The organism is Streptococcus mitis (genome assembly GCF_047459985.1).
GTDB lineage: Bacteria > Bacillota > Bacilli > Lactobacillales > Streptococcaceae > Streptococcus > Streptococcus mitis_DZ.
This window is the reverse complement of sequence record NZ_JASHHD010000003.1, coordinates 87,264-114,100: the sequence shown is the minus strand read 5'-3', so window position 1 is coordinate 114,100 and position 26,837 is coordinate 87,264. Positions and strand designations below refer to the sequence as shown.

At 39.0% G+C, this 26,837-nt stretch carries 36 protein-coding genes; 7 read left to right on the top strand and 29 right to left on the bottom strand.

Going from position 1 to position 26,837, the window contains the following annotated elements; genetic code table 11:
- Positions 1-31: 31 nt before the first annotated feature.
- The 17 genes from QM959_RS03670 to QM959_RS03590 form a co-directional block, all read right to left on the bottom strand.
- A complete protein-coding gene (locus QM959_RS03670) occupies positions 32-2,578 on the bottom strand; it encodes a M1 family metallopeptidase (RefSeq protein WP_414371505.1) in 2,547 nt (848 codons plus the stop codon).
- A 122-nt stretch (positions 2,579-2,700) separates the two neighbouring features.
- On the bottom strand, positions 2,701-3,141 hold the full coding sequence (locus QM959_RS03665; protein ID WP_414371504.1) for an ASCH domain-containing protein: 441 nt from the start codon (positions 3,139-3,141) through the stop codon (positions 2,701-2,703).
- Positions 3,138-3,986 carry a putative PEP-binding protein gene (locus QM959_RS03660; protein ID WP_414371502.1) on the bottom strand — a complete coding sequence of 283 codons (849 nt, stop codon included), beginning with the start codon at positions 3,984-3,986 and terminating at the stop codon, positions 3,138-3,140. The genes QM959_RS03665 and QM959_RS03660 overlap by 4 nt, the downstream gene beginning before the upstream one ends.
- Before the next feature lie 41 nt (positions 3,987-4,027).
- Positions 4,028-4,756, bottom strand: a complete 729-nt coding sequence (locus tag QM959_RS03655) for a GNAT family N-acetyltransferase (protein WP_414371500.1) — start codon at positions 4,754-4,756, stop codon at positions 4,028-4,030.
- On the bottom strand, positions 4,743-5,243 hold the full coding sequence (locus QM959_RS03650) for an NUDIX hydrolase (RefSeq protein ID WP_414371498.1): 501 nt from the start codon (positions 5,241-5,243) through the stop codon (positions 4,743-4,745). Before QM959_RS03650 ends, QM959_RS03655 begins: the two co-directional genes overlap by 14 nt.
- A 39-nt stretch (positions 5,244-5,282) precedes the next feature.
- Positions 5,283-5,888 (bottom strand): DUF6707 family protein, encoded by a 606-nt coding sequence (locus QM959_RS03645; RefSeq protein ID WP_414371496.1) that lies wholly within the window; start codon positions 5,886-5,888, stop codon positions 5,283-5,285.
- 50 nt (positions 5,889-5,938) lie between these two features.
- Positions 5,939-6,310: an Imm51 family immunity protein gene (locus tag QM959_RS03640; RefSeq protein ID WP_414371495.1), complete on the bottom strand. Its 372-nt coding sequence runs from the start codon at positions 6,308-6,310 to the stop codon at positions 5,939-5,941.
- Positions 6,311-6,363: 53 nt separating this feature from the next.
- The gene (locus QM959_RS03635) at positions 6,364-6,702 is read right to left on the bottom strand and encodes a DUF7716 domain-containing protein (RefSeq protein WP_414371493.1); all 339 of its coding nucleotides are present in this window, start codon (positions 6,700-6,702) and stop codon (positions 6,364-6,366) included.
- 18 nt (positions 6,703-6,720) lie between these two features.
- A complete protein-coding gene (locus QM959_RS03630; RefSeq protein WP_414371491.1) occupies positions 6,721-7,140 on the bottom strand; it encodes an SMI1/KNR4 family protein in 420 nt (139 codons plus the stop codon).
- 18 nt (positions 7,141-7,158) lie between these two features.
- On the bottom strand, positions 7,159-7,494 hold the full coding sequence (locus QM959_RS03625; RefSeq protein ID WP_414371489.1) for a hypothetical protein: 336 nt from the start codon (positions 7,492-7,494) through the stop codon (positions 7,159-7,161).
- A gap of 36 nt (positions 7,495-7,530) precedes the next feature.
- Positions 7,531-8,229 carry a 3-oxoacyl-ACP reductase gene (locus QM959_RS03620; protein WP_414371488.1) on the bottom strand — a complete coding sequence of 233 codons (699 nt, stop codon included), beginning with the start codon at positions 8,227-8,229 and terminating at the stop codon, positions 7,531-7,533.
- Positions 8,222-8,458, bottom strand: coding sequence for a DUF2829 domain-containing protein (locus QM959_RS03615; RefSeq protein WP_000141913.1), 237 nt, complete (start codon positions 8,456-8,458; stop codon positions 8,222-8,224). The genes QM959_RS03620 and QM959_RS03615 overlap by 8 nt, the downstream gene beginning before the upstream one ends.
- Positions 8,459-8,555: 97 nt before the next feature.
- A complete protein-coding gene (locus tag QM959_RS03610; protein WP_414371486.1) occupies positions 8,556-9,482 on the bottom strand; it encodes an aldo/keto reductase in 927 nt (308 codons plus the stop codon).
- Positions 9,483-9,584: 102 nt separating this feature from the next.
- On the bottom strand, positions 9,585-11,582 hold the full coding sequence (gene metG, locus QM959_RS03605; protein WP_414371484.1) for a methionine--tRNA ligase: 1,998 nt from the start codon (positions 11,580-11,582) through the stop codon (positions 9,585-9,587).
- 122 nt (positions 11,583-11,704) lie between these two features.
- Positions 11,705-12,964, bottom strand: coding sequence for an ABC transporter permease (locus QM959_RS03600; RefSeq protein WP_414371482.1), 1,260 nt, complete (start codon positions 12,962-12,964; stop codon positions 11,705-11,707).
- A gap of 1 nt (position 12,965) precedes the next feature.
- Positions 12,966-13,667 carry an ABC transporter ATP-binding protein gene (locus QM959_RS03595; RefSeq protein WP_000811475.1) on the bottom strand — a complete coding sequence of 234 codons (702 nt, stop codon included), beginning with the start codon at positions 13,665-13,667 and terminating at the stop codon, positions 12,966-12,968.
- Positions 13,651-14,859 carry an efflux RND transporter periplasmic adaptor subunit gene (locus tag QM959_RS03590; protein ID WP_414371517.1) on the bottom strand — a complete coding sequence of 403 codons (1,209 nt, stop codon included), beginning with the start codon at positions 14,857-14,859 and terminating at the stop codon, positions 13,651-13,653. The genes QM959_RS03595 and QM959_RS03590 overlap by 17 nt, the downstream gene beginning before the upstream one ends.
- A 288-nt stretch (positions 14,860-15,147) precedes the next feature.
- Here QM959_RS03590 and gor point away from each other — a divergent pair, with 288 nt between their 5' ends.
- Together gor and QM959_RS03580 are read left to right on the top strand one after the other, a co-directional pair.
- On the top strand, positions 15,148-16,494 hold the full coding sequence (gene gor, locus QM959_RS03585) for a glutathione-disulfide reductase (RefSeq protein ID WP_414371479.1): 1,347 nt from the start codon (positions 15,148-15,150) through the stop codon (positions 16,492-16,494).
- Positions 16,495-16,693: 199 nt separating this feature from the next.
- Positions 16,694-17,230, top strand: a complete 537-nt coding sequence (locus QM959_RS03580) for a biotin transporter BioY (protein ID WP_414371477.1) — start codon at positions 16,694-16,696, stop codon at positions 17,228-17,230.
- 206 nt (positions 17,231-17,436) lie between these two features.
- Here QM959_RS03580 and QM959_RS03575 read toward each other — a convergent pair whose 3' ends face one another.
- Positions 17,437-17,652: a YdbC family protein gene (locus QM959_RS03575; protein WP_414371475.1), complete on the bottom strand. Its 216-nt coding sequence runs from the start codon at positions 17,650-17,652 to the stop codon at positions 17,437-17,439.
- A gap of 98 nt (positions 17,653-17,750) precedes the next feature.
- On the opposite strand from QM959_RS03575, the gene QM959_RS03570 reads away from it, so the two are divergent.
- Entirely contained in the window at positions 17,751-18,071 is a 321-nt protein-coding gene (locus QM959_RS03570; RefSeq protein ID WP_001216096.1) for a hypothetical protein, read from the top strand.
- Positions 18,072-18,100: 29 nt separating this feature from the next.
- Here QM959_RS03570 and QM959_RS03565 read toward each other — a convergent pair whose 3' ends face one another.
- The 7 genes from QM959_RS03565 to rpsP all read right to left on the bottom strand — a co-directional run bounded on the left by QM959_RS03565 (position 18,101) and on the right by rpsP (position 21,223).
- Positions 18,101-18,439, bottom strand: a complete 339-nt coding sequence (locus QM959_RS03565; protein WP_001196039.1) for an ATP cone domain-containing protein — start codon at positions 18,437-18,439, stop codon at positions 18,101-18,103.
- Positions 18,440-18,450: 11 nt separating this feature from the next.
- Positions 18,451-19,170: a tRNA (guanosine(37)-N1)-methyltransferase TrmD gene (gene trmD / locus QM959_RS03560; protein WP_414371473.1), complete on the bottom strand. Its 720-nt coding sequence runs from the start codon at positions 19,168-19,170 to the stop codon at positions 18,451-18,453.
- Entirely contained in the window at positions 19,160-19,678 is a 519-nt protein-coding gene (rimM, locus tag QM959_RS03555) for a ribosome maturation factor RimM (protein WP_247935343.1), read from the bottom strand. Before rimM ends, trmD begins: the two co-directional genes overlap by 11 nt.
- 84 nt (positions 19,679-19,762) lie before the next feature.
- Positions 19,763-20,314, bottom strand: coding sequence for a hypothetical protein (locus QM959_RS03550; RefSeq protein WP_414371469.1), 552 nt, complete (start codon positions 20,312-20,314; stop codon positions 19,763-19,765).
- Between the two features lie 7 nt (positions 20,315-20,321).
- A complete protein-coding gene (locus QM959_RS03545; RefSeq protein WP_247935345.1) occupies positions 20,322-20,648 on the bottom strand; it encodes a MazG nucleotide pyrophosphohydrolase domain-containing protein in 327 nt (108 codons plus the stop codon).
- A gap of 43 nt (positions 20,649-20,691) precedes the next feature.
- The gene (gene kphA, locus QM959_RS03540) at positions 20,692-20,931 is read right to left on the bottom strand and encodes an RNA-binding protein KphA (protein ID WP_000379617.1); all 240 of its coding nucleotides are present in this window, start codon (positions 20,929-20,931) and stop codon (positions 20,692-20,694) included.
- A gap of 19 nt (positions 20,932-20,950) precedes the next feature.
- Positions 20,951-21,223, bottom strand: a complete 273-nt coding sequence (gene rpsP / locus QM959_RS03535; protein WP_000268760.1) for a 30S ribosomal protein S16 — start codon at positions 21,221-21,223, stop codon at positions 20,951-20,953.
- 167 nt (positions 21,224-21,390) lie between these two features.
- On the opposite strand from rpsP, the gene QM959_RS03530 reads away from it, so the two are divergent.
- Positions 21,391-21,579 carry a hypothetical protein gene (locus tag QM959_RS03530; RefSeq protein WP_414371467.1) on the top strand — a complete coding sequence of 63 codons (189 nt, stop codon included), beginning with the start codon at positions 21,391-21,393 and terminating at the stop codon, positions 21,577-21,579.
- Between the two features lie 406 nt (positions 21,580-21,985).
- Here the strand turns inward: QM959_RS03530 and QM959_RS03525 are convergent, their stop codons facing one another.
- From QM959_RS03525 to QM959_RS03510, 4 genes are all read right to left on the bottom strand, one after another.
- Positions 21,986-22,567 carry a TMEM175 family protein gene (locus QM959_RS03525; RefSeq protein WP_014633791.1) on the bottom strand — a complete coding sequence of 194 codons (582 nt, stop codon included), beginning with the start codon at positions 22,565-22,567 and terminating at the stop codon, positions 21,986-21,988.
- A gap of 219 nt (positions 22,568-22,786) precedes the next feature.
- Positions 22,787-22,921 (bottom strand): hypothetical protein, encoded by a 135-nt coding sequence (locus QM959_RS03520; RefSeq protein WP_000667627.1) that lies wholly within the window; start codon positions 22,919-22,921, stop codon positions 22,787-22,789.
- Positions 22,922-22,966: 45 nt separating this feature from the next.
- On the bottom strand, positions 22,967-23,305 hold the full coding sequence (gene cadX / locus QM959_RS03515; RefSeq protein WP_414371465.1) for a Cd(II)/Zn(II)-sensing metalloregulatory transcriptional regulator CadX: 339 nt from the start codon (positions 23,303-23,305) through the stop codon (positions 22,967-22,969).
- 11 nt (positions 23,306-23,316) lie between these two features.
- Positions 23,317-23,931 carry a CadD family cadmium resistance transporter gene (locus QM959_RS03510; RefSeq protein WP_414371463.1) on the bottom strand — a complete coding sequence of 205 codons (615 nt, stop codon included), beginning with the start codon at positions 23,929-23,931 and terminating at the stop codon, positions 23,317-23,319.
- Between the two features lie 527 nt (positions 23,932-24,458).
- Here QM959_RS03510 and QM959_RS03505 point away from each other — a divergent pair.
- The 3 genes from QM959_RS03505 (at position 24,459) to QM959_RS03495 (ending at position 26,603) form a co-directional block, all read left to right on the top strand.
- Entirely contained in the window at positions 24,459-25,055 is a 597-nt protein-coding gene (locus QM959_RS03505; RefSeq protein WP_414371462.1) for a DUF3796 domain-containing protein, read from the top strand.
- A 2-nt stretch (positions 25,056-25,057) separates the two neighbouring features.
- Entirely contained in the window at positions 25,058-25,282 is a 225-nt protein-coding gene (locus tag QM959_RS03500; RefSeq protein ID WP_001041097.1) for a helix-turn-helix transcriptional regulator, read from the top strand.
- A gap of 517 nt (positions 25,283-25,799) precedes the next feature.
- Positions 25,800-26,603: a peptidylprolyl isomerase gene (locus tag QM959_RS03495; protein WP_414371460.1), complete on the top strand. Its 804-nt coding sequence runs from the start codon at positions 25,800-25,802 to the stop codon at positions 26,601-26,603.
- Positions 26,604-26,837 lie beyond the last annotated feature (234 nt).

Here is a 26,837-nt window from a genome sequence, read left to right as displayed (position 1 = left end):
AGATAGCTGAGTTCTCTTTTTATTTTATTATTTATTCATTTCCGTATTGAAGAACGACTGCTTCCACTGCAGCTTTTTCACGGTTAATCAAGTCAACACGCGCTGCAATCTCCTTGATTCCCATACCGATGTTACGGCTAAGAGCAAGGTCAGAAAGTTGCGGTTCAAAGAATTCCTTGTACTCTGCCAAGCGTTGCTGAGTCTTAAATACATGAGCCGGAAGGATGACAAAGCTATCAAAGCTCATATCTCCTCCAAGTGCTGCCTTAATCCAAGCCCAGTTTTCACGCGCCCAAGACCAAGCTGTTTCCTGAGTTGCTTGATGACCTAAGAACTGGAAGTACCATGCAGATAAGTCCTGTGGTTTCACCACAAATTTGTCCTTCCAAGAAGCAATCAAGGTTTGGATATTGTCCGCATCTGTACTGTAGGCAAGGGCTGCTGCCAACTGGCGTTTAAAGACAGCATCTGTTGCGTGAGTATAAGTATCAAGATAAAGTGCTAACAAGTCTTTGGTCTCATGATGTTTCATTTCATTGATAAGGACTTGTGAGCGGATTGCTGCTGGGAGTCCTGCAAGATGATCCTTGTGGGCTGCGAAGATTTGGCTAGCGACTTGACTAGCTTCTGCATCATTCGAGCGAATCATCATCGAAACAGCCAGTTGACGAACCAATTCATCCTCATCTGATTCTCCGTCTTTAGCCTCGAAACCAAGACGGTCATAATTATGACGAGCCAATTTAGCAACCAATGCTTTAAAGGCTCTTTCAGCTTCTGTCCCTTCATCGATAAAGCGCTCGAGGGCAGAAATCACTTGAGAAACGGCTGAAACGACAAGGTAAGATTCTTCTTTAGCAAGTTTATCAAGGACTGGGAGCAAGTCAGCATAAGAAATGTGCCCTGCTTCAGCAAGCAAACGACGTTCTTGGACGATTTGCAGCTTGCTTGTGTTGTCAAGCTCAACTAATTCTGAAAGAACAGCATCAAGCAATTCACCTTGATAGTCGGTAATGTAGTGGGCAGTATTTTCAGTGTTAAGACGAAGGGCTGTCTTGTTTTCAGCAAGAAGTGCTGCATAACCTGGAATTTCAATGCTTTCAGTTTCGAGAGTATCTGGTAGGCCTTTCCAGTTGCTGTTTAGTGGCACCACCCAGAGACGGTTCTTGTCTTCGTATTCACCGATAAAGAATTGTTTTTGCGAAATCTTCAAGACATCATCTTCAACTGTAGCAGTAAGGACTGGGTATCCCGGTTGCTCCAACCAAGAATCCATAAAGGCTGCTACATCACGACCTGATGCTTGACCAAGGGCATTCCAGAGGTCACGACCAATTGTGTTTCCGTATTGATGTTTTTCAAAGTAAGCGTGCAAACCTTTAGCAAAATCAGCATCGCCGAGCCAACGACGAAGCATGTGCATGAGACGGCTTCCTTTGGCATAGACGATAGCTCCGTCAAAGAGAGTGTTGATTTCATCTGGGTGTTTGACTTCAACGTGAACAGACTGAACACCATCTGTCGCATCACGTTTCAAGGCAGATGGAACACCACCTGTTTGGAAGTCTTCAAAGATATTCCAGCTTGGTTCAATAGCATCCACACAGACGTATTCCATCATGTTGGCGAAGCTTTCATTAAGCCATAGGTCATCCCACCATTTCATAGTTACTAGGTTACCAAACCATTGGTGAGCCAATTCATGTGCCACGACAAGGGCAACTTGTTGACGACTAGCAAAGGTTGAGTTTTCGTCCACAACCAAGTAAACTTCACGATAAGTCACAAGACCCCAGTTTTCCATAGCACCTGCTGAGAAGTCAGGAAGGGCGATGTGAAGAGATTGAGGAATTGGGTACTTGACTCCGTAGTAATCTTCGTAAAATTCGATTGAGCGAACAGCGATGTCTAGTGAGAAATCAAGATTTGAAAGTGGGTGTGCCTTGGTTGAGTATACACCTACCAAAGTACCATTTTTAGTTGTAGCAGTTACACCTTGCAAATCACCAGCAACGAAAGCTAACAAGTAAGAAGACATACGAGGTGTTGTCTCAAACTTCCAGATTCCAGTTTCTTTGCGGTTTTCAACGTCAATCTCTGGCATGTTTGACAAGGCCAATTCACCTTCTGCTTGGTCAAAACGAAGAGCTAGGTCAAAGGTTGCTTTAGCTTCTGGCTCATCCACACATGGGAAGGCTTCGCGGGCAAAGTGGCTCTCAAACTGAGTAGACAAGACTTCTTTCTTAACACCATCAACAGTGTAATAAGAAGGGTAAATCCCTGTCATGTTATCTGTAATTTTTCCTGAGAAAGCGATAACCACTTCAACTTGACCTGCTTCTGCAAGTTCGATATGAAGAGCTTCGTTTTCATTATCGACTGTGAATGAACGAGTTGCCCCTGCAACTTCCACAGAGGCGATTTCCAAGTCTTTTTGGTGAAGGGAAATACGTTCACTTCTTGCTTGACCAGTGATGGTCACCTTCCCGGAAAAGGTCTTGGTCTCACGACTCAAGTCTAAAAATAAATCATAATGTTCAGGAACAAATGTTTCAATATAATGTTCTACTGCTTGCATCATATTCTCCTATTCTAAATTTCTGAGCGAATGCTCTAGTTCAAACATACCTATTTTATCATATTTTAAGTCAGAAAAAAGCTTTGGACGGCGATTTCCAAAACTTTCTTCCTACTAGCAGTCTACAGAGGGTAGACCTTGCGAAATTCTTCCAAAACAACCTTGCTGTCAGGTGTAAAAGTCAGTCCTGCTTCTCTCAGCCACTCGGCGAAACAATCCTCATGAACCTGACGCCAGTAGGCTAAAGATTTGTCTCCCTCACCTTCCTTGTAGGCATGGTCGGCTGAAACCTGATGGAAAGGCTGAACGGAAACCTTTGTAATTTCAATAATGCAGACAGCCTGATCTTGGCTGTCTAAAATAACATCAAAAGTTCCTTCTTGGGGAAGGGGTTCGTCCTCTACTGCATAGAGGTCGTAGGCAGAGGCTGTTGCTGTTTTTTCGCCTTTAAAAACCAGATCCGCTAAAAGGTCTGGTTCCACTCCAAAAGCCCAGGCATCTATCTCATCTCCGATAGAGGGGTTAATTTGCTTGTAGGCATTCCACATTTCTTGAGGTGTCATAGGTTGCTCCTTTGTATTTTTTTACTTTCTTCTTTTACACGTTTGAGATGATCTGGATGGTCAATCTCTAAATTAAAAATCTCTGGAATAGAACTGTAGTGGATAATACACTTGATACCCATCTGATTCATTTTTTGTATGAAAGAAGCATTCAGATAGCCTGCTACAGCAAAGTCAATCTTTTTCATACTTGCTTTATCCTGCATATCTCTCAGCATATCTAACATTATTGGACTTTCCATATCATGCCATTGACTGTTTCTCACAGTCGCAAAAACAAAAGAAGTCAAATCATTCATTCCAACTATAATCTTTGAAATACCCGTTTCCAGTATCCTGTCCAAGTCAAAATACGCTGACGGTAATTCAATCATCGTGCCGATTTTCCCAGTAAAACCATGCTGACGTAATACTGTAATAACTTGCTTTAACTGCTCAGCATCATTGACAAAAGGAAAAATAAGAGACAGATTGGGATTATTTTGATAAACATCTGTAACGACATTTGCCTCAGCCTGAAATTCATCCAAACACGCCAGTAAACGCCTAATTCCTCTATATCCAAATAAGGGATGGCGTTCATCAAAATAGTCTTTAGTCCCGTCTAGACTATTTACTTCTCCATTTGTTAACTCTGAAAAACGATACCAGACTTCTTCATCTGAGTACAAATGACAAATAGTGTCTAGATAATCTTTCACAAATTGCTGACAACTTGGTAATAGTATGTTTTGGTTTAGTTCTCTCAACAAGTATTCCCCACGAATCAAGCCGACGTGGTGCAATAAATGGGGATAAACTTTTTCAACAATTTTTTCGCCACTAAGAGCTAGTTGGTTTTGCATGTCCATTCACCTCGTCTTAAAAGATACAATATCAGATATCATTATACGACACTTTCCTCTAGTTCAAAAGCTTCATAGGGTTCAACTATCTCATATCCTAAAAATTCTGCTACTTTTTTGGAAGCCTCGTTATGAGCATCCCAAAGAGGAAACACATCTCTATTTAAACTCTCTAGAATCATTGCAGCACCAAGCTTTTTAGCAAATCCATTTCCTTGTTCGTTTGGTCTAGTTGCAACTTCCACTTCAACTGCTCCTTGGTAAACTAACCCTGAGGAAATCCCAGCAATCAGTTCTTTATTTTTAAGAATCACAAAGCCAAATCCACCTTTTAAATCAAAATCCTGATAGTGCTCAAAATCTCCCTGTAAATCTTGTGACCACTCTTCCTCAGAAAAGCAGTCATAAATATGATTATCAATAGGCACAATTTTGTAACCTTCCTCTAACTGATTAACTAGATTAATTAGAAATTCAACTTGAAAATTTGCCTCATCTTTAAAAGAATAGCGAGTAAAAGAAATTAGCCCCACTTTCCGATGCAGAAAATCTTGCCAATTGGTATTTTCTGAAATAATAATCTTATAATCTAAACCATATTTCCTAATAAAATCTTCCCAAAATCTGGAATTCAACTCCCCTGCTAGGTATAAAAAATTCCCAACATCATAAAAGCTTGTTGTCCTATCACTGTTTCGGTAGACAGTTCCGATTTGAGATTTAAGACCATAGAGAACCATATTTTTCTTCCATGTTTTAAATAGTTCCATTATCCCCCTTCTTCACCTTCCAATTTCTATAGCTTGTCAGTTCTAATTCTGGAAATCCTCCTAACTCTGCCTTAACTTTTAATACTAGGGGTGAGGCATTTTCTTCGGTCATCTGCTCGATAGGAAGCCAGATTGCATTTGCTGAATCATTGCTTCCATCATTTACCTCTTGAGGAAGGGATTTTTGAGAGCGTTCGAAATCAAGTACTATATCATAAAAGGCCATGATATGGTGTACTGCGAAGTCTTGCCCATCTTCTTGAACCATTACATCATAAATTCTAGAATTTGAATAATGGCTAAGCGTGTAGCCTGTCTCTTCCATAACTTCTCTCTTGAGGGTTTCTGTCAACCCCTCACCTAGTTCTTGACTACCACCAGGTAAATCAAAACGATGCTGATAAGGTCCTCTCGTTTTCTCAATGCAAAGCAATTTCCCGTCTTGAAAACAGACTCCGTATACACCAAAGTGTTTTTTGATTTCCATATTCCACTCTTTCTAACAATCCAAGATTGAAAACTTACATCATCCCTTAAATGGAAAGAGGCTATAGATTTCATGCTCCTTGATATACTTCTTTAGTATCTCCATATTCTCTTCGATTTTTGCTTGGATATCTGTCTCTTCACAAGTTGACTCAGTAATAAAAAGGGGAATCTTCAATAAATCTGCCAAGTATAGCAAACGGCGTTCCATTTCTGATTCAGGACTCGAAGCTTGCTCGATTTTTGCAAGCTTTTGCTCTAAGTTATCGCCATTCAAAAATCTCTGATGAACTCTCCTTCTTATTTTTTGAGTGGATTCCTCGCCTTGTTCTAATGGAGATAAAATGAGTTTTTTATAGACGAGTACCTGATTTTCTTTTTCTCTTTCCAGATAGGCCAATAAAACCAGAGAGCTATCAACAAAGGTCCATGTGTTATAATTCCCTTCAAATGGAACTTGTATGATCCTATCTAATAATTCCTTAGCTATTTCCTCTTGACCATCCAGATAAAGTAAATAGGCCAGATGATTCAGTGATTCGAGATAGCTAGCTTGGGTCTTCTTATGCTTTTTTAAAATTTTATCTATATAGAGATGTAGGTCTGGATGATTTTCCACTAGCTCAACTACTTCTGGTAGCTTCATCTGAATTCCTTTCTATTATCTTCCAAAAAATTTAAAACTATTTTAGTCAATTAATCCAACTCTGCTCTACTGAACAAATCTTTCATAGTATCGATATCATCGCAAAACTCTTTAAAGCCCTGAGCAAATCTAGACAAGGCGTCTACCTTGGAAGAATAGGCACAAAACATACTTCCTTCAGGATCAAAGTCGATAGCATCGCTTAATTCCAGCATTTTTTCCTCCAAAAATACCAAAGCCAAGGATGCCCAATCGTAGCCATTTCCTTCAAATCCCTCCTCTTCTCGAGTGTCAAACACTTCCTGTCTGTATTCTCCATCTGGGTAATAAATAAGCGACCCGCGAACATTTTGAGGATCCTCATCATATACAAGCAAGTTAAAAGGAGCAATTTTTTCATTCATGTTTTCGTAATCAATCATTTCTTAACTCCTTTTTATATTGTCAATGGAACTGCAACATTCTAGCTTTGTAACTAGGGTTCAAATGGCATGAAACTATCGTGCTGATGATAATAATTCAAAGCCTCGACCAAGTCTTTACAACTTGCATCTGGCTTTTCCTCAAGTGCAACCGAGAGAACATCAAGCAACTGTTCTCCATAGTAGACTAGCTGGAGATCTTGCTTCGCTACATCCATCGGATAGACATCACGGTCTTCTACGACATCCGGATAATCTGATACCCAATAGAGCCTATCTAGTGCTAGCACTCCATCCTCCTTCCCATAGAGGCAAAAATCATCTGAAAAAGACTCGTCCACGCGCACCTGCTCGATGATCTGCTCTAGCGAAAGTTCTTGGTATTTCCGCATCCCTTCTCCTTTTAAGTCTCACTCTTCAACAAAGGAATTCAAAAATTCCTCAAAAGATAGCCATTGACCATACAACTCAGCTTTTTCTTCTAAAACATAGAAGTAAACCTTGCCATAATCCTCTGCCCTTAAAGAAAGTGCATAGTTACCAGATCCAGGATCATAGGCGAAATGGAGAAGATCTGTGGCCTTAAATCCTGCAGGTACAGCCTCATCGTCGAACCAGGTAAGAGACTTCCTCATCTCCCCTATTGAATTAAAGGAATTGAAAGGAAAGAGATGGCGGTCATCGTGGACACCCCTTACTTGGGGCTGGCCACCGTTGTACTTGAGATAAAAATCCTTCATAGCTTCCGGCAATTTCTTTCCAAGAATCTCTTCAAATTGTAAAAGTTCTTCTTTTGAAATCGGTAAATCTGATTCTAGCACTCTAAACATGATTTCTCCCTCCCAGTTTTACAACTCTTCCTCTAAAATCTTGTCAATAAAGTCATAGACGTTTGTAGCTACTTTTTGCATTTCTAATGATCCTAGAGCACCCAAGTCATTTTCATAAATGCAATCATCAGATTTTTTCTTGATAAAGTAGGCCAAATCTCCTTCCTGTCCAATCATAAAGTAATCTGGCTCTACTTCCTCAATCTGATAAGTCTCATTACGCTCTTGGAGATCCTCCTTAGCATACAAACAGATACCTGTATCTCCAATTTCATAGGGGTCAATCTCTTCCCACTCCGTTAAAAACTGATAGTAGAGATTGGGTAAGATAAATCCAAACTCATCTCTTTTCATGACTCACCTCCACATATTTACAGAATATCAACTCTGCTACTTCAAACTCCATCCTCCATCAATAGTCAAGATTTGTCCTTGCATGGCGCTTGCCTTTCCACTTGCTAGGAGGAGGCTAACTTCTGCCACTTCCTCTGGCTCAATCCAGCGTTTGATGGGTGTTTCACTAGCTACCCAGTCTGCCAGACCACCTGGTTCAAAGTCAGCAGCGGTCATACCTGTCTTAACTGCACCAGGAGCAATGCCAAAGACCTGAATCCCAGCTTCAGCATAGTCTAAAGCTAATTGCTTGGTAAAACCTGCCAAGGCATGTTTAGAAGAGGTATAGGCGTGACCACCTCCACCTGCTAGACTTGAGGCAATGGAACACATATTGATAATAATCCCTTTTTTATTCTCCAGCATTTGCGTAAGATAATGTCGTGTCAACTCTACCGGTGTCACATAGTTGATTTCAAAAATCTCTTGGATTTCCTGAGCAGATTGTTCTAGTAAAGGTTTGTAGTCATCCAAAACCCCAGCCGTATTGCAGAGAACATTCACCTGAGGGCACCAATTAAAAATGGGTTCCAAGTCAAGCGTTAAATCACGTTGTAAAAAGTGAAAGTCACCCTGTAAATCAGGATTTTCACCCTGATCCACTCCAAAAACCTGATAACCTTTTTCTAAAAAGAGTCGAGCTTGAGCCAGACCAATCCCTGAGCTAACACCTGTAATCAATACACGTTTAGTCATGGACTTCCACCCAATCCGTCGCTAAGACATCACAAGGAGTTGGACTCCACATAGAAAAACCTTCTCCTTCACCAGATACGTTGATGAGGAAATAGGGTGTCACTTCAAGGGCGACGCCATTTTGCTCGATGGTATCAAAAAGCTGCACATAATTTTCAGCTCCACCCCAGCCAGTTCGTACATATTTTTTCTTAGCCTTTAGTCCAGGCAAAATTTCTTCAAATGTCATGTTTCTCTCCTTTGTTATCTATAAATCTTAATTTCATTATAACAAAAAACCGTTTACCAACGGCTTTTTGACTGTGATTTCTAAAATGCATTTTTTCCTATGGCAAATCATTCCCTGCTGCTAGGTAAATCTCATACCATTCTTTTCGAGTCAGGTTGACATGAGTTGCTTGGCTTGCTTCTATCAAATGTTTAGGGTTAGTTGTTCCTACTACTGCCTGCATCTTAGCTGGATAGCGTAACACCCAAGCAATAGCAATAGCCGATGGGCTTACACCGTATTTTAAGGCTAGTCGATTTAGAACTTCATTTAGATCATGAAATTGCTCTTTTCCAACAAAATTACCCTTAAAATAACCAAACTGCAAGACTGACCAGGCCTGAATAACCATGTCGTTTAATTTGCAGTATTCAAAGACGCTTCCATCACGCAAAGCCGCCTTGTTCCCTTCCATATTGACATGAAATCCTGCTTCAAAACCAGGCGTGAAAGCTGCACTTAGTTGTAATTGATTGATAGATAAAGGCTGTTTGACTTCTTTCTTCAGCAACTCCATCATCATAGGATTTTGGTTGGACACACCAAAGTCTCGAACTTTACCTGATGTGTGGAGAATATCAAAGGCTTCCGCCACTTGGTCAGCTTCCATCAGAGCATCTGGACGGTGAAGAAGCAAGCTATCTAAATAGTCAACCTGCAATCTTTTTAAAATACCATCTACTGATTCTAGAATATACTCTTTTGAAAAATCAAAATAGGTAAATTCTTCAATGCGAATGCCACATTTGGACTGAATCCACATCTTTTCTCGCAAATCAGGGCGATTCTTTAACACTTGTCCCAGTAATTCTTCGCAACGTCCACCACCGTATATATCTGCCAAGTCAAAGGCATTGATTCCAACGGACAGAGCTGTTTCAACTAGCTCCTCAACTTCTTTGACCGACTTGTCACTGATGCGCATCATCCCTAGGACAATTTCTGACAGTTCTCTTTTCTCTTGACCAAATGTAATGTATTGCATGGCAACTTCCTCCGTTTTCATTTATTATAAAGTAGAATGACACTTTTATCAACTGCCACCTTACAAAAGAAAAGAACCAGTTCAAACTGGTCCTTTTAAATTTTACCCAATCACACTTCCGTTTGGTACAGCTGGGTCAACTGTGAGAAGGGTTAATTTGCCATCATGCTCAGCTGAGAGAATCATCCCTTGGCTGACATATTTTTTCATCATTTTACGTGGTTTGAGGTTGGCAACGATTTGAACTTTCTTGCCGACCAATTCTTGTTCATTTGGATAATATTTTGCAATTCCTGAGAGGATTTGACGATCTTCACCATCACCAGCATCTAGGCGGAATTGAAGCAACTTATCAGAACCTTCTACTTTAGAAACTTCTTTAACTTCTGCGACACGGATTTCAACCTTATCAAAGTCTTCAAACTTGATTTCTTCCTTGTTTAGTTTGAGTTCGACTTCATCTGGATTCCATTCTTTTTCGACGGCTGGCTTGTTACCTTCCATTTGTTCCTTGATATAGGCGATTTCTTCTTCCATATCGAGACGTGGGAAGATTGGCGTTCCCTTAGCAACTACTGTTACTCCTGCAGGGAAATCAGCTAAACTCAAGTTTTCAAGGCTAGAAACTTCTGCGAGACCAAGTTGAGTCAAGACTGCACGACTGGTTTCCATCATAAACGGCTCAATCAAGTGGGCTACGACACGAAGGCTGGCTGCCAAGTGACTCATAACACTGGCCAATTGGTCACGATGAGCTTCATCCTTAGCCAGTACCCATGGAGCTGTCTCATCGATGTATTTGTTGGTACGTGATATAAGAGTCCAGACTGCCTCAAGGGCACGTGGGTAGTCAACTGCTTCCATATAGGTGTGGTAGTCAGCGATTGATTGTTCTGCTACTTGAGCAAGAGCATTGTCAAACTCTGTCACACCTTCTACGTAAGCAGGGATTTGCCCATCAAAGTACTTGTTAATCATGGAAACCGTACGGTTGAGGAGGTTTCCGAGGTCATTTGCCAATTCATAGTTGATACGGCCTACATAATCTTCTGGAGTGAAGGTTCCGTCTGAACCAACTGGAAGGCTACGCATGAGGTAGTAACGAAGTGGATCGAGACCATAACGCTCTACTAACATTTCAGGATAAACGACATTCCCTTTAGACTTAGACATCTTGCCGTCTTTCATGACAAACCAACCGTGGGCAATCAAACGGTCAGGTAATTTGATATCCAACATCATAAGAAGGATTGGCCAGTAGATTGAGTGGAAACGAAGAATATCCTTTCCTACCATGTGGAAGACTGTTCCATTCCAGAACTTGTCAAAGTTGCCATGTTCATCTTGACCATAACCAAGAGCAGTCGCATAGTTGAGAAGGGCATCAATCCAAACATAGACAACGTGTTTTGGATTTGATGGAACTGGCACACCCCATGTAAAGGTTGTACGTGATACCGCCAAGTCTTCCAAACCTGGCTCGATAAAGTTTTTCAACATTTCATTGAGACGACCATCAGGAGTGATGAAGTCAGGATGAGATTTGAAAAATTCTACCAAACGGTCTTGGTATTTGCTGAGACGAAGGAAATAAGACTCTTCTGAAACCCACTCCACTTCGTGACCTGATGGAGCGATACCGCCAGTTACATTTCCGGCTTCATCACGGAAAACTTCCGCAAGCTGGCTTTCTGTAAAGAATTCCTCATCTGAGACTGAATACCACCCAGAATATTCACCTAGATAGATGTCATCTTGAGCAAGCAAGCGTTCAAAAACTTGCGCTACCACTTTTTCATGGTAATCGTCAGTAGTACGGATAAATTTATCATATGAGATATCCAATAATTGCCAGAGTTCTTTGACTCCAACTGCCATCCCATCAACATAAGCTTGTGGTGTAATCCCAGCTTCTTCTGCTTTTTGTTGGATCTTTTGGCCATGCTCATCAAGACCAGTCAGATAAAAGACATCGTAGCCCATAAGGCGTTTGTAACGTGCTAGGACATCACAGGCGATGGTTGTGTAGGCAGAACCGATATGAAGTTTACCAGATGGATAGTAAATCGGTGTTGTAATATAAAAATTCTTTTCAGACATAATTTTTCCTTTCCAGGCTAATGAAACCTGTTTTTCTAATACTTCATTATATCATATTTTGATGATTTTCGATAAGGAAATCCACACAAAAACAAGATAGACAAGTGTCCATCTTGTTGATGTTATTCATAACGAAGGGCTTCGATTGGATCAAGTTTCGATGCCTTGTTGGCTGGCAAGACTCCAAAAATCATACCCACACTAGCCGAAACTGCGAGACTAAATAGGGCAACTGGGATTGATACTCCCACTTCTATACCCGCAATCAATCCTTGTAAAAGTATCCCAGCTATAGCTGTTAAGCCTGTCGCAATGGTTAGACCAATGACTCCACCTAGTAAGGTCAAAATCATGGATTCAATCAAAAACTGGATTAAAATATTAGCACGTGTTGCACCCAAAGCCTTACGAAGACCAATCTCACGCGTACGCTCCGTCACCGAAACCAGCATAATGTTCATAACACCAGTCCCTCCAACAAAGAGGGAAATCCCCGCAATAGCACTAATAATCGTTGTTATAAAGCCAAAAAGTTGTTGTACTTCTTGGAAGGCTGCAGTCGCATCTGACACCTGATACTCCCCCTGCTGAAGACCAGCAATCTCGGTCAATTTTCTAGCTAATTCTGGTCCCACTGTTGGTGTCAAACTGGTATCATTAACACGGAAGACAATATCAGAAATTTCATCCATATTGAAGTTATTGGCAAGAGAAATATTAGTTGTAATCGGAAGTCCACCAATACCAAAAGTCTTGGCAGCCTTGGACTCGTCGCTAGTATAGACACCAATGACACGATAACTAAAGCCACCAACATCTATAATCTGGTTAACAGCTTCTTGAGCTGACCCAAACAGACTATTAGCAAGTTCTTGGTCTAGTAAAATGACACTGGCCACATCTTTATAATCCTGAGCCATGAGACTTCGTCCTGCAACAATTTCATTTTCAACCGCCTTCATGTAGGTAATATTCCCACCTGTCAAGCTAGCGCGTTCCACTTTTTTATCTTTATATGACAGGGTGGTATTTGTTGAGTTGGTTACATAGTAACTGTCAACACCTTTCAGCTTGGCAGCTTCTTTAACCCAGGATTCTTGTGGTTTTGGTGGTTCCACAGGAACTACCTCTTCTTTCCCAGAAACTGTTAAAGCTGATTGTTTTTGGGTAAAAGAACCGTCTTTACTTTTAATAGGCGAGAAAAAGACATGAATATTCTTCTGTGACTTGGTCATGTTTTTATTGACCTGACGAGACATAGAATCCCCCAGAGCCATAATCACAACAACTGATGAAACACCAATAATAATCCCAATCATAGTGAGAAAAGAGCGCATCTTGTGAGCCATAATAGATGAAAAGGCAAATTTCAGATTCTGCATCTTAGTTTTCCTCCTTTTCTAACTGAGCACTATCAGACGAAATGACTCCATCTCGAATGACAATCTGGCGTTTAGCATAAGCAGCGATTTCAGGCTCATGCGTTACCATGATAATGGTTTTTCCTTCTTTATTCAGTTCAACTAATAATTGCATGATTTGGTTACCTGTTTTGGTATCCAAGGCTCCTGTCGGTTCATCTGCTAAGATGATAGAAGGATTGTTTACCAAGGCACGCGCAATAGCCACACGTTGCTTTTGACCACCAGATAATTCCGAAGGCAAATGATGACTACGCTCAGTCAATTCAACCTTATCTAGATATTCCTCAGCTAACTTGCGCCGTTTTGAAGCCGACACTCCTGCGTAAATCAAGGGCAATTCTACATTTTGCAGAGCATTGAGTTTGGATAGAAGAAAGAACTGCTGAAAGACAAATCCGATTTGTTGGTTACGGACCTTGGCTAGTTGTTTTTCACCCAATCCAGCCACTTCTCGGCCTTCAAGATAATACTCTCCACTGGTTGGTGTATCCAACATGCCAATGGTATTCATCAGAGTGGACTTACCAGAACCAGATGGTCCCATGATGGCGACAAACTCACCCTCATTCACTTCTAGATTGATATTTTTGAGCACCTGCAGCTCTTGGTCACCATTACGGTAGCTTCTGCAGATATTTTTTAGACTAATTAGTTGCTTCATCAGCCTTCACCTCTTTTCCTTCCTCTAGAGAAGACGTTGGGTTACTGATGACCTTGACTCCATTTGTCAGACCTGAAGTGATTTCTTGGTTGTCTGCATCAGCATTGCCCAACCCAACTTCCACTTTCTTAGCCTTTTTCTGCTCGTCAAGTACCCAGACATAGTTTTTATCATTTTCAGTCACAATACTTGTTAGAGGAACCAAAATGGCTTTACTCTTATTCTTCACCTCAACACTAACTGAAAATCCTTGTTTCAAGTCACCGATTTCACTTGTAACATCAATAGTATATGGATATTTAGAGCCAGAATTACCAGCTGCTGCGGCAGCCGTTGCACTTGCTGCTTCGCCATTGTTTTTAGGATAGTCAGAGATATAGCTAATCTTACCTGTCCAGCTCTTATCTTGGTAAACTTTAGAAGTAAAGGTTACTTCTTGTCCAACAGATAAGTTGGCAAGGTTATATTCAGATAGTTCACCCTTAACTTGCAAGTTTTCATTACTTACGACATGAACTACCACTTGGCTAGCTCCTGTTGGAGATTTGGAAACATTGTGGTTAACTTCAACCACAGTTCCCTCTAGGGTACTGAGAACCGTCGTTGCATCCAACTGACTTTGAGCCTTGCTTAATTGCGCCGCTGCATCTGCACGAGCATCACGAGCATCACCTAGTTGTGCATCAATAGAAGACACTGAATTTCCTGAGACTGGAGCTGGAGTTTGGGCTGCTGCACCTTCGCCTCCTGCTGACGCTGGTAACTGTGGAGCCGGAGCTGAAGCAGCTTCATTTCGTGCTTGATTGAGTTCGTTGATATGACGATCTGCCTTAGCTACTGCTCTACTAGCTGAATCATAAGCCGCCTGGGCTTCTGAACTACTATACTTGACTAAAGCCTGCCCTTCGCTGACCTTATCACCCACAGAAACAAGGATTTCATCTAAATCTCCCTTACTAGCATCAAAATAAACATATTGTTCATTTTTTGCTGTTACTGTTCCTGATAATAAAACAGAAGATGCAACACTTCCTTCCTTGGCAACAACAAGATGAGTAGGCTCATCTTTTACTGCGGTCTGAGATGGTTGTCTAAAGAGCAAAATCCCCCCAGCCCCCAATACAACTACACTTGCTGCACCAATTGCTGCATACAATTGCCATTTTTTAGCTTTACGATTCTTTTTCATAATGAAACTCCTTTTTTGATTTAAAGTCCTTAACAATATTATACAAAAATTAGCAAATAGAAACAATAACAGCTCAGAACGAAATAATGACATTTCAGGATTCAATAATTGTTCGGAATTTATTTTCTGTTATTGTACTAGTTATATCATACACTTTATTTTTCCTTTTTGCAAGCTTTTTCTTTAATTTTTTTGAACGTAGCAGATTTTTGCAATCAAATCAAAAAAAAGATAGAATATGACTATCAAAAATGACACTCTACTATTTCAAAGAGTACAAAGGAGTTTTCAATGAGAGAATACGATATCATTGCTATTGGCGGAGGTAGCGGAGGAATTGCTACCATGAACCGTGCTGGCGAACATGGAGCCAAAGCGGCCGTTATTGAGGAAAAGAAATTAGGTGGAACCTGCGTCAACGTCGGCTGTGTTCCTAAAAAAATCATGTGGTACGGAGCACAAATAGCTGAGACTTTCCATCAATTTGGAGAAGATTACGGCTTTAAGACTACTGATCTTAACTTTGACTTTGCAACCCTACGTCGCAATCGTGAAGCCTACATTGATCGCGCTCGTTCTTCTTATGACGGAAGTTTTAAACGTAACGGTGTAGACTTGATTGAAGGTCATGCTGAATTTGTAGATTCTCATACTGTCAGTGTAAATGGTGAACTCATTCGTGCTAAACATATCGTGATTGTGACAGGTGCCCACCCAAGCATTCCAAATATTCCTGGTGCTGAACTAGGTGGTTCTTCTGATGATGTATTTGCTTGGGAAGAATTGCCAGAATCAGTTGCTATTCTAGGCGCTGGTTATATCGCCGTTGAATTGGCTGGCGTACTCCACACCTTTGGTGTCAAGACAGACCTCTTTGTTCGCCGAGATCGTCCTTTACGTAGTTTTGATTCTTACATCGTTGAAGGTTTGGTCAAGGAAATGGAAAGAACAAACTTGCCACTTCATACTCACAAAGTCCCTGTCAAGTTAGAAAAAACTGCTGAAGGCATTACCATTCATTTCGAAGATGGTACTAGTCACACAGCTAGCCAAGTTATCTGGGCTACAGGTCGCCGTCCAAACGTTAAGGGCTTGCAACTTGAAAAAGCTGGAGTAACTCTGAACGAACGTGGTTTTATCCAAGTGGATGAATACCAAAATACTGTTGTTGAGGGAATATACGCTCTAGGTGATGTAACGGGTGAAAAAGAGCTAACTCCAGTTGCTATCAAGGCTGGACGTACTTTGTCTGAACGTCTCTTTAACGGAAAAACAACTGCAAAAATGGACTACTCAACTATTCCAACTGTTGTCTTTTCACACCCTACTATCGGAACTGTTGGCTTGACAGAAGAGCAAGCTATTAAAGAATACGGTCAAGAGCAAATCAAGGTTTACAAATCAAGCTTTGCATCTATGTACTCTGCCGTTACTAGCAATAGACAAGAATCCCGTTTCAAACTCATAACAGCTGGTCCAGAAGAAAAAGTTGTCGGACTTCATGGAATTGGATACGGTGTTGATGAAATGATTCAAGGATTTGCTGTTGCTATCAAAATGGGAGCAACCAAGGCTGACTTTGATTCAACTGTGGCGATTCACCCAACTGCATCTGAGGAATTTGTAACCATGCGTTAATCGAAACAAAAGAAGCTGATACAAATGTGTCTGCTTCTTTTTTGATAACTTCTAGACATATGAAAGAACAATTATTCAGCTTCTCTTGTCAATCAAATCGGCCGTTACAGTTTTTGTTACCCACGTTACGTAAATAGGTTGACAATGATGTTGGTTTAAGTATAATAGTTACTATATATTAGAAAAGAGGTTAACTATTTTGAAAAAAGCTCACGTTTATGCTATCCCTGCTATTGGGGCTGCTCTCATTGCTGTATTGGCACAAATCAGTCTCCCAATTGGGCCTGTTCCCTTCACTCTGCAGAACTTTGCAATCGGCTTGATTGCTACTGTCTTTAGACCGAGAGAGGCTGTACTTTCTGTTGGACTTTATCTTCTTCTAGGTGCTATCGGTCTTCCTGTCTTTGCAGGAGGTGGAGCTGGATTTCATGCTTTGATTGGTCCTACTGCAGGTTTTCTTTGGTTTTATCTTGTTTACTCTGGACTTACCTCCTCTCTAACTAACAGCGATAGTGGTTTTGTCAGAATTTTTCTAGCAAATCTCTTGGGAGATACACTTGTCTTTGTTGGTGGAATTCTCAGCTTGCATTTCCTAGCTGGAATGCCATTTGAAAAAGCTCTTGTTGTGGGGGTATTTCCCTTTATCATCCCAGATCTTGGTAAACTTCTTGCTATTAGTTTTATTAGCCGCCCATTACTTCAACGCCTTGAAAATCAGGCGTACTTTGCTAACTAATACTCTTCGAAAATCTCTTCAAACCGCGTCAACGTCGCCTTGCCGTAGATATATGTAACTGACTTCGTCAGTCTTATCTACAACCTCAAAGCAGTGCCTTGAGCAACCTGCGGCTAGTTTCCTAGTTTGCTCTTTGATTTTCATTGAGTATAAAAAAGGATATCGAGTTGTCATGACTCAATATCCTTTTCTTTCGTTTTGAAAACTTAGTTGCCTTTAAATGCATCCACCATCGTTTGAAATTCTTCATTGGAGAGAGTAATTCCTTTACCCATTTTAGTATGGTCTGGGCTCCAAGTACGAATATCAAACTTTGCAGGGGCACCATTAAAGCTCACACGGTTGATTTCCTTGGTCCAACCTTTTTCGTTTTCAGAAAGAGTCAACAAGTGCTCTTCGATTTCAAATGTAAATTCTGCCATTTTCTTCTCCTTTTTTAGCTTTCATCTGATTATTCGTAAAATCTTGTAGATTTTAGGAAAATTTTATATAATATTGATATAAAAGAAGGGAGGCTAATATGAGACATAAATTCCAGCAAGTTCTAGATAAAATACATGATTTTTTAAATGGACATGACCAACCAGACCAGACTGAAAGCAACTCCCTTACGGCTACTATTGAAGAGGCGATCCAAAAACAAACCGCTGTTCACCTTATCTTGTCAGAGACAAGTTTTACAGGTGATATCATCAAATACGATCAGCAACGCCAGCAAATTATCGTGAAAAATTTTGCCAAAAATGTGACCCGTATTATCCGCATAAGCGATATTCAACGCCTGCGATTTGTCCCTTCAACTGTCCAAACAGCCCAAAAAAATAGATTTAAGAAAGAGTGAGATGTCTTGCTTCATCCCACTCTTTTTTCTTAGCGAACTTGTTCAAAATGCAAATGAACGGCGATATGATCTCCATAACCACTTCTTTCCAAGTCACGTTGTAAACGATAGGAAATGTAGTGCTCTGCAATGGTAATGTAACCTGCACCCAATAAACGATGTTCAACTAAAGACTGAATCATGCTAATGGTAGCACGTTCTACCTTGGCTTCTTCCAAATCCAAAACCACTTTCTTAGTTACTTGTGCAAGGTTTTGACGCAAATCATCTGTCAATACATAGACAGTCTGGGCCGCCTTTAAGATAGCTTGGTAAATCTTATCTGGATTAAATTCAGCAATTTCACCATCACGTTTGATTACTTGCATTGGTTTCTCCTTTAATCTTTATTTTCCTTGATTTCTGCCAGCATTTTTGCTTCTTCTGCTGTCAGTTGATAATGTTTTAACAAATCCGGTCTGCGCTCGTAGGTTTTCTTTAAACTCTCATACAGACGCCACTGACGAATCTTTTCATGGTGACCACTCATCAGAACATCTGGGACGACCATTCCTCGATAGTCGTAAGGACGGGTATACTGAGGATATTCGAGAAGTCCTGATGAAAAACTATCATCTTGGTGGCTAGACTCCTTGCCAATCACCTCTGGAATCAAGCGAACCGTAGCATCAATCATGGTCATTGCTGCCAGTTCTCCACCAGTCAAGACATAGTCTCCTAGGGAAATCTCATCTGTTACCAAGGTCTTAATACGCTCATCATAACCCTCGTAGTGCCCGCAGATAAAGATAAGTTCTTCCTCTTGAGCCAAATCCTCAGCATAGGCCTGATCAAACTGCTTTCCAGCTGGATCGAGGAGAATGACGCGCGGATTTTTCTTTTCAATAGCGTCAAAGGCATCGAAAATAGGTTGCGCCCGGAGCAACATCCCCTGTCCTCCTCCGTATGGCTCGTCGTCTACATGGCGAGCCTTTTCAGCATTTTCTCGAAAATTATGATACTGGATATCCAAGAGCCCTTTTTCTCGAGCCTTTCCGACGATTGAGTGCTCCAGTGGAGAGAACATCTCTGGAAAGAGGGTTAATATATCAATCTTCATCGTCTAATCCTTCTAAGATTTCCACATCGACCCGTTTATTTGGAATATCCACATTGAGAATCACTGGTGGGATATAAGGCAGTAACAAATCACGTTTGCCTTTTCTCTTGACTACCCAGACATCGTTGGCACCTGGTTGCAGGATTTCCTTGATGGTTCCAATCAAGTTATCCCCCTCATAGACCTCCAAACCGATAATCTCGTGATAGTAAAATTCACCATCGTCTAGGTCATTCAAATCTTCCTCAGCTACCTTGAGACTGTATCCCTTGAATTTTTCAATCGCATTGATATGGTACATATCTTTGAATTTAATAATGTCAAAATTCTTCTGTTTACGGTGACTAGCGATAGTCACTGTTTGGACAAACTGATCTTTTTCATCAAACAAAGACAGCTCAGCGCCTTTTTTAAAGCGTTCTTCTGCAAAATCCGTCACAGACAAGACTCGCATCTCACCCTGCAACCCTTGCGTATTGACGATTTTCCCAACATTAAAGTAGTTCATCTTGTCTCCTGTATCTATTTCTATCCTTTATTTTATCACGTTCTATGGATTTTCACAAGTTGGAGGAAGATACATAGAGGGGCCCTATAGTCCCAAAAGTGCTAATAATTTTCTCTTTAATGTTAATTTATATTTAAAAGATGAGATATTTACATTCCCGTTATACATATTGCTATAAAATGTATATTCCCCAATTTCACCCTGACTTGTTTTCCATTTCATTCTTAAACTAGGCATATTCTCTGGTAAATTTGTATGAATCAATAAGCATGTATAATTCTTTAAATTTTTAACTGTATGCAGTTTATTATTAACAATCAAACAATTGCTTTTTGAATCATAGTTTAAAGAATAAAATTCTACTATTTCAATATCAACTTCTTTGGGATAAAAAATCAAATGATTAAAAGGTTTGCTACTTACATTATGTGTAAATTCATGAATATAGTGAAACTTTGTATGTAAAGATTCAAACTCGAATGGTTTAATTTCCTTGATTTCAATATTATTGATATAAACCTTATTCTGGAAAGTTATCTTTATAATCACAGCAATAAATGTCGCAATTTGTAAAATTCGTAATAGCCAATCAATACACATTGACCAATCTATGTTAAAAACACAATCAATATTCATTCTTCTTTCAGTTTCCTTTCAGAAATCCTTCCAAATCTCGTTCATGTTGGTACTTAATGGCTGCAGTTTTATCTTTCTCAAAGATAGTTTTAGTAAGGTCAATATGATTAATAGCTGCGATTGCGACGGTGTAGTGAATGATATCAGCCAGTTCTTTGGCAAGTTCCTCGTTCGAGTCCTGAACCCCCTCTTTTCGACCAGAGCGCCCATTCAAAACTTCGGCTACTTCTCCGACTTCCTCCACTAGCTTGATAAAAAGACCTTCCTCAGTCCTAGACTGCCGGTAATGTTCGAGTAAGTAGTCTTGTAATTGTCTAAACGTTAAATCTTTCATCCTCTATTCCTCACAAAAAAGCGAGACATTCGTCCCGCCCTTCTTATTTTTCGTCAATAACGATTCTTACTTTTTTGTCTTCAGTTGGGACAGAGTAGACAATCGTTCTTATCGCAGAAATAGTGCGACCCTTACGACCGATTACACGACCCACATCGCTTTGATCAAGATCCAAGTGATATTCCAAAAATTCTGGTGTATCTTCAATCTTGATAGTTAAGGCATCTGGTTGTGAAATCAAGGGTTTCACAATCGCAATAATGAGATTTTCAATCGTATCCATCTGTCAACCTACTTTAAACTTATTTTGAGAATTTAGAATCGTGGAATTTTTTCAATACGCCTTCTTTTGAAAGGATGTTACGTACTGTATCTGAAGGTTGAGCTCCATCAGCCAACCATGCAAGAACGCGGTCTTCTTTCAAAGTTACTTGGTTTTCAGCAACAAGTGGGTTGTAAGTTCCAACTGTTTCGATGAAACGTCCGTCACGTGGTGAACGTGAATCTGCTACGTTAATACGGTAGAAAGGTTTTTTCTTAGAACCCATACGAGTCAAACGGATTTTTACTGCCATTTTTAATATCTCTTTTCTTTTATTTTTTATTTCGGTGAAATAGCTAAGCTATTTAGCACATGTTCTATTATAACAGATTTCTGAGAGGTGTCAAGAAAAAAACTTGACAGACTTTAAAATTTTTAAATTTTTTAGACTAATAGGGATAAATTAGAAAGAAAAAATTTATGAATACTACTTTTGATACTGTCTATAAAGACTACCCTGTCAAGCTCTATATCTTTCCTAATCTTGATATGGAAGGCCCTAAACCTATCCCAAAACGCAAAATGGAACTACTAGAAGACAATCTATTTGCAGATGATATCACCCTCCTATGGAGAGTCCAGTTTGGCGCTTTTACAACCGAAACATGATTTTAAAAACTCCCATTCGAATATGTTTCAAAATTCGCTTAAAATCAATGTTTTCCCGCTTTTTCAGCAAACAAATTTTCATCTAATTTAAATAACTCTCAATTAAATGGTGTGAATTTTGCTTAAAATCATCAAAAACACCCCATGGTGTGAACCATGAAGTGTTGTAAATGCTGTATTGTAGCTAGTTCTTAACGTTTAGAGAGCTACCTAGCTTTACGAGCTTTCTTAAAATCTGGTTTGGAAAGTATGCGTTTCAGTTGGACTAAAAACAGCGAAATATCAAGGATTTTAAGAACGATATCTACTAATTAATTTATAAAATATGAATTAATAGATTCTAAATAGGGGAATAGTTTAGGTCTGTAATCATTAAAATAATACACCTAACTTTGGTCACCATTTTTTAGTTATTCACTCTTTTTTCGGATAGTGTTTTTAAAGTTATGATGTAAAATGCCGCAATTAAAACACTATACATCATAATCGGAGGATAGAGAATTAAGGATAGAATCAATCCCACTCCTTTAATTATTAGGTCAGGTATCAATAACTTTCTATATTGTGCGGTAGCTTCAAGTAATTCTTTCTGATCTATATTGGGTTTATCAATTACTTTATGTAAAAACCAGTTTGCTACCGTTGAAACAATAACGATCAGTCCATAAAAGAGCTGTGCCGTATGATTCATGAAATGACTACTAACTATTCCAGTAGCGTAGGGCATAAATGAAACAAAAAATAAAAGAAACAAATTCCACCAAACAATTTGTTGAGAAATTTTCTCAACCTTTTCCCATAATGTGTTTAGCGCCATCCATAACGATCCCAACCAGAAAAAAGAAAGAAAATAAGCAAAGAAATTTTGCCGTAAATCCCAAAAAGCTTGAAGACTTGGTGTCGTTGGTTTTTCTAATTCTAAGATTAGGATAGTCATTATAATTGCTAGAACCGCATCTGTCAATGCAATTAATCTATCTTTCTTCATCAGATTACATCGCCTTTCATTTTGTAGCATTCTATCTCATCGTATAATATTTATTAATCTTAAATATTGGATAGTCACTTCATATTTTGAGTACAAACAAGATACACTAAAAAGCATGTATCTGTCATATTTTATTTAACTTTAGAAATATTCATCCATCTAATCAATAAATATATCATATTTCACAATAAATGACTACTATCAAAGATACATTTTCTTTCAGATTTCTTCCTTTTCAACTTGGCTAACTTGACCTGCATTACCTAGGTCGCTTTGCTTTAAATTATACTTTTTTCTTAAACATTTGATACGAGTAGGTATTTCTTGTGAGTAATTTTCATCAAAAAATTTCATAGATAAGTCCTATATATAATCATGGTAAAGTAGTAAAAATAGTTGTTATCCTAGTTGATTAAAAAACTCTCTGATTTCCTCATCTTTTATAAAATAATATATAATTTTCCCCTCTCTTCTAGTATCCAAGATGTTTTGATTGGCTAGTTTACGAAGATGGTGGGAGGCAGATGCCATACTGAGATTTAGTAAACAGGCTATATCGCAGACACAGAGTTCTTCAACAGCAAGGAGATAAAAGATGATATTTATCTGTTTATTATCGGTAAACTTTGATAAAATACGAAGTGATTTTTGGACTTTTTCCTTTTCAAGGTAGTTCGTTGCGGTTGTAACATTTTGTTGATTTATAACATCCACTTGACAGATACTATCTTTTTTCATAATTTTTTCTCCTAGCCTAACACAGCCCATAGCATGTCAAAGCTGTTGTTTTCAATCAGGATATACATCCCCAATCCTAAATAGACAACGGCAATAAACCATCTGCTATATTTTTCCAAAGTTTCTCCAACAGAAGGGACTTGTGCTAATTTTTGGGCAGAAAAAACCAAGAGATAAATCATGACTAGAAAAGTAAGTAAAGTCACTATCAAATTCGCTAAATTTAAGGTAATAAAATATGGGACAAAAACACCAATATTGTCAGCACCACAACTTGCAAAAGTAATCATAGCAACTAGAAGAACCAGGTTTTTATTATCTTTGCGCAAACCATCTTTTGCAATAGCTTCTCCATCAGAATCTCCTAAAAGCAAAACTTTGAGGCCTAGGAAAATTGGAATCAAACCGAGTAAACCTAAAATCTCTTTACTAGGAATATAATTCAAGACAAATGCAAAAAGCAAACTTAGGAATATTAGACTAACAGAGCCTAGAAATTGTCCTAAATAGATGTTAATGATGTCCTTTCTGCTTTTTCTTTTGGCAAAAAATAACATTAGGATAATAAGTAAGTCTACGGCTGTCCCAGAATACAGGATTATTGAAGTAACAATATTTTGAATCATAAAACACCTTATTCAAATATATTTTTGAATGTATTTTAACATTAAACTTTGTAGATGTCAACTTCAGCTCCATCAAAGTATAGATAAGAAGGTAGAGATTGGACTGAAATATAGTGAAATGTATTAAAATTGAAAAAAGAAAAAACGCTTGAAATCAGAGTTTTTCTTATGTATTGATTCGTATTGAATGCTTACTTCACTTCTGTAAAAACTAACTTTTACACTTACAAAGCTTATTCTGACAGACTTTATAATAGTCTAAGAAAAAAGTAGAGATTCATACAGTATCTAGATTTTCCAAATATTCTTTATCATCAAATATTATTAACGAAACTATCCAAACCAAATCCGATGCATTGCTTCAAAGAATTCTTTAGTTGTTTGACTATCGAGGGCTTTTATTAAAAAATTTTTTCAAATATTTTCCACTTTGGCAAATAAATTCTTGCTTTCCAAATTTAAATGTGATATATTTATAACATAAAAATTTAAATGTTATATATTTATAACACAAAAAGGAGTCTATCATGAAAAAAAGTCAAAAAATGCGTGGCCTCATTGCAGTGATTGCCGTAGCTCTCTTTATTGATTTTACTGTTTTATTTGGTTCTAATCTTAGTTGGGAACCCAAGTTAGTTATTACTGGTATTTCAGTGTTAGGTCAAATTGTAGCTATTTGGGGCTGGCTACATAGGAAACCACGGCCTCATAAGAGTCAGAAAGGTAAGGAAAAGATTATTTTTGACTTGTCTGCTAAGCTTTACGCGATACTTGTGTTTGCAGCAAGCATTTTTTATACAGTAGGAATTTGGGTTGCGAACCCAAGCGAAAGTTCTGGTATTAAAGAATGGATTTTAGGAATTGGCCTCGTTATTGAAGTGATTGTATTTGGTTTTTTCTGTTTGAAAAATGTCAAGGAAACTCCGGACGAACGCTTTTATGCTAATTTAGCCAAGGCAGCTAGCTTGATGTTTGTTTTTATACTAGGCGCACTGATGATACTAGCAGTTATCATTGGGTATATGGGGTCTCTCACTCTTTACATGGGACAGATATTTATTAGCATAGCTGCCTTGATTTTCATCTTTGCGGTTGTCTATTTTATCTTGGAACGTAGAGGATAAGCATGGCCAAAGAAAGCAAGATTATTACTAATCTCAAATCTGTTCGTGAGTCCACAGGCATGACCCAGCAGGAGTTAGCCGACCTCATCGGCATGCGACGCGAGACAATTCTGCACTTGGAAAATAACCGTTACAATCCTTCGCTGGAAATGGCTCTTAAAATTGCTCAAGTTTTTAATCTGAAAGTAGAAGACCTCTTTGAACTCAGACAGAAAGAGGAAGCATAATTCTTTTCGAGACCTAGTATTAAGTTCATTGATTAATTAGGAATTGAAGCCAAAAGAAAAAATCCTTTGAAGATGTGCTCTTTTAAAATATAGTAATTCTTATGGCATTGATATCCCAAAACATTTAGATACGCTTGTTGAAAAAGGATATGCTAATATCGAAACCGCCTTTGACTCGCTTTACCATCTAAATGCTACTATGAAAAAGAGTATCCTGAAAAGAAAGGGAATTACAGGTCTTTCTAAAATGAAGGATACAGATCTGGACCAACCCCTTCATGACAACTTGACGTAGGAAGAATTAGCAAGTCACTTTACCATTCGTGGCTACAAATTGACTCCAAAAGGAGAGCATATACTGAGACAGTACCAGGAAATTATCGACCGTTATCCAAATAAAAATCTCTAAGCAAGCGACTTTTTGGTTGACTTTCTCTAAAATTGTATTGTCACTAATATTTGAAATCCCCTTCCTTTTAGGGTACAATGGTAGAAATGAATTTTTGAGAGGAATAGAATGAAAAAACTAGCAACCCTTTTTTTACTGTCCACTGTGGCCCTAGCTGGATGTAGCAGTATCCAACGCAGTCTGCGTGGTGATGACTATGTTGATTCCAGCCTTGCTGCTGAAGAAAGCTCCAAAGCAGCTGCCCAATCTGCCAAGGAGTTAAACGATGCTTTAACCAACGAAAATGCAAAATTTCCACAACTTTCTAAAGAAGTTGCCGACGATGAAGCTGAAGTTATTCTTCACACAAGTAAAGGAGATATTCGCATCAAGCTCTTTCCAAAGTTAGCTCCACTTGCGGTTGAGAACTTCCTTACTCATGCTAAAGAAGGCTACTACAATGGTGTTACTTTCCACCGTGTAATTGATGGATTTATGATACAAACTGGAGATCCAAAAGGAGATGGTACAGGTGGTCAGTCTATCTGGCATGACAAGGATAAGACAAAAGACAAGGGAACTGGTTTCAAGAACGAAATTACTCCTTATCTCTATAACATCCGTGGGGCTCTTGCTATGGCTAATACTGGTCAACCAAACACCAATGGTAGCCAGTTCTTCATCAACCAAAACTCTACAGATACCTCTGCTAAACTGCCTACAAGCCAGTATCCAAAGAAAATCATTGAAGCCTACAAAGAAGGGGGAAACCCTAGTCTTGATGGCAAACACCCAGTCTTTGGTCAGGTCATTGACGGTATGGATGTTGTAGATAAGATTGCTAAAGCTGAAAAAGATGAAAAAGACAAGCCAACGACTGCTATTACTATCGATAGCATCGAAGTGGTGAAAGACTACGATTTTAAATCTTAAAAAACCAAAAAATACAGTATCCACATTCAATACTGTATTTCTTTTACTCTCATTCTTATACTCAATGAAAATCAAAGAGCAAACTAGGAAGCTAGCCGCAGGTTGCTCAAAGCATTGCTTTGAGGTTGTAGATAAGACTGACGAAGTCAGTTACATATATCTACGGTAAGGCAACGCTGACGTGGTTTGAAGAGATTTTCGAAGAGTATTAAAAATCCAAAAAATACAGTATCC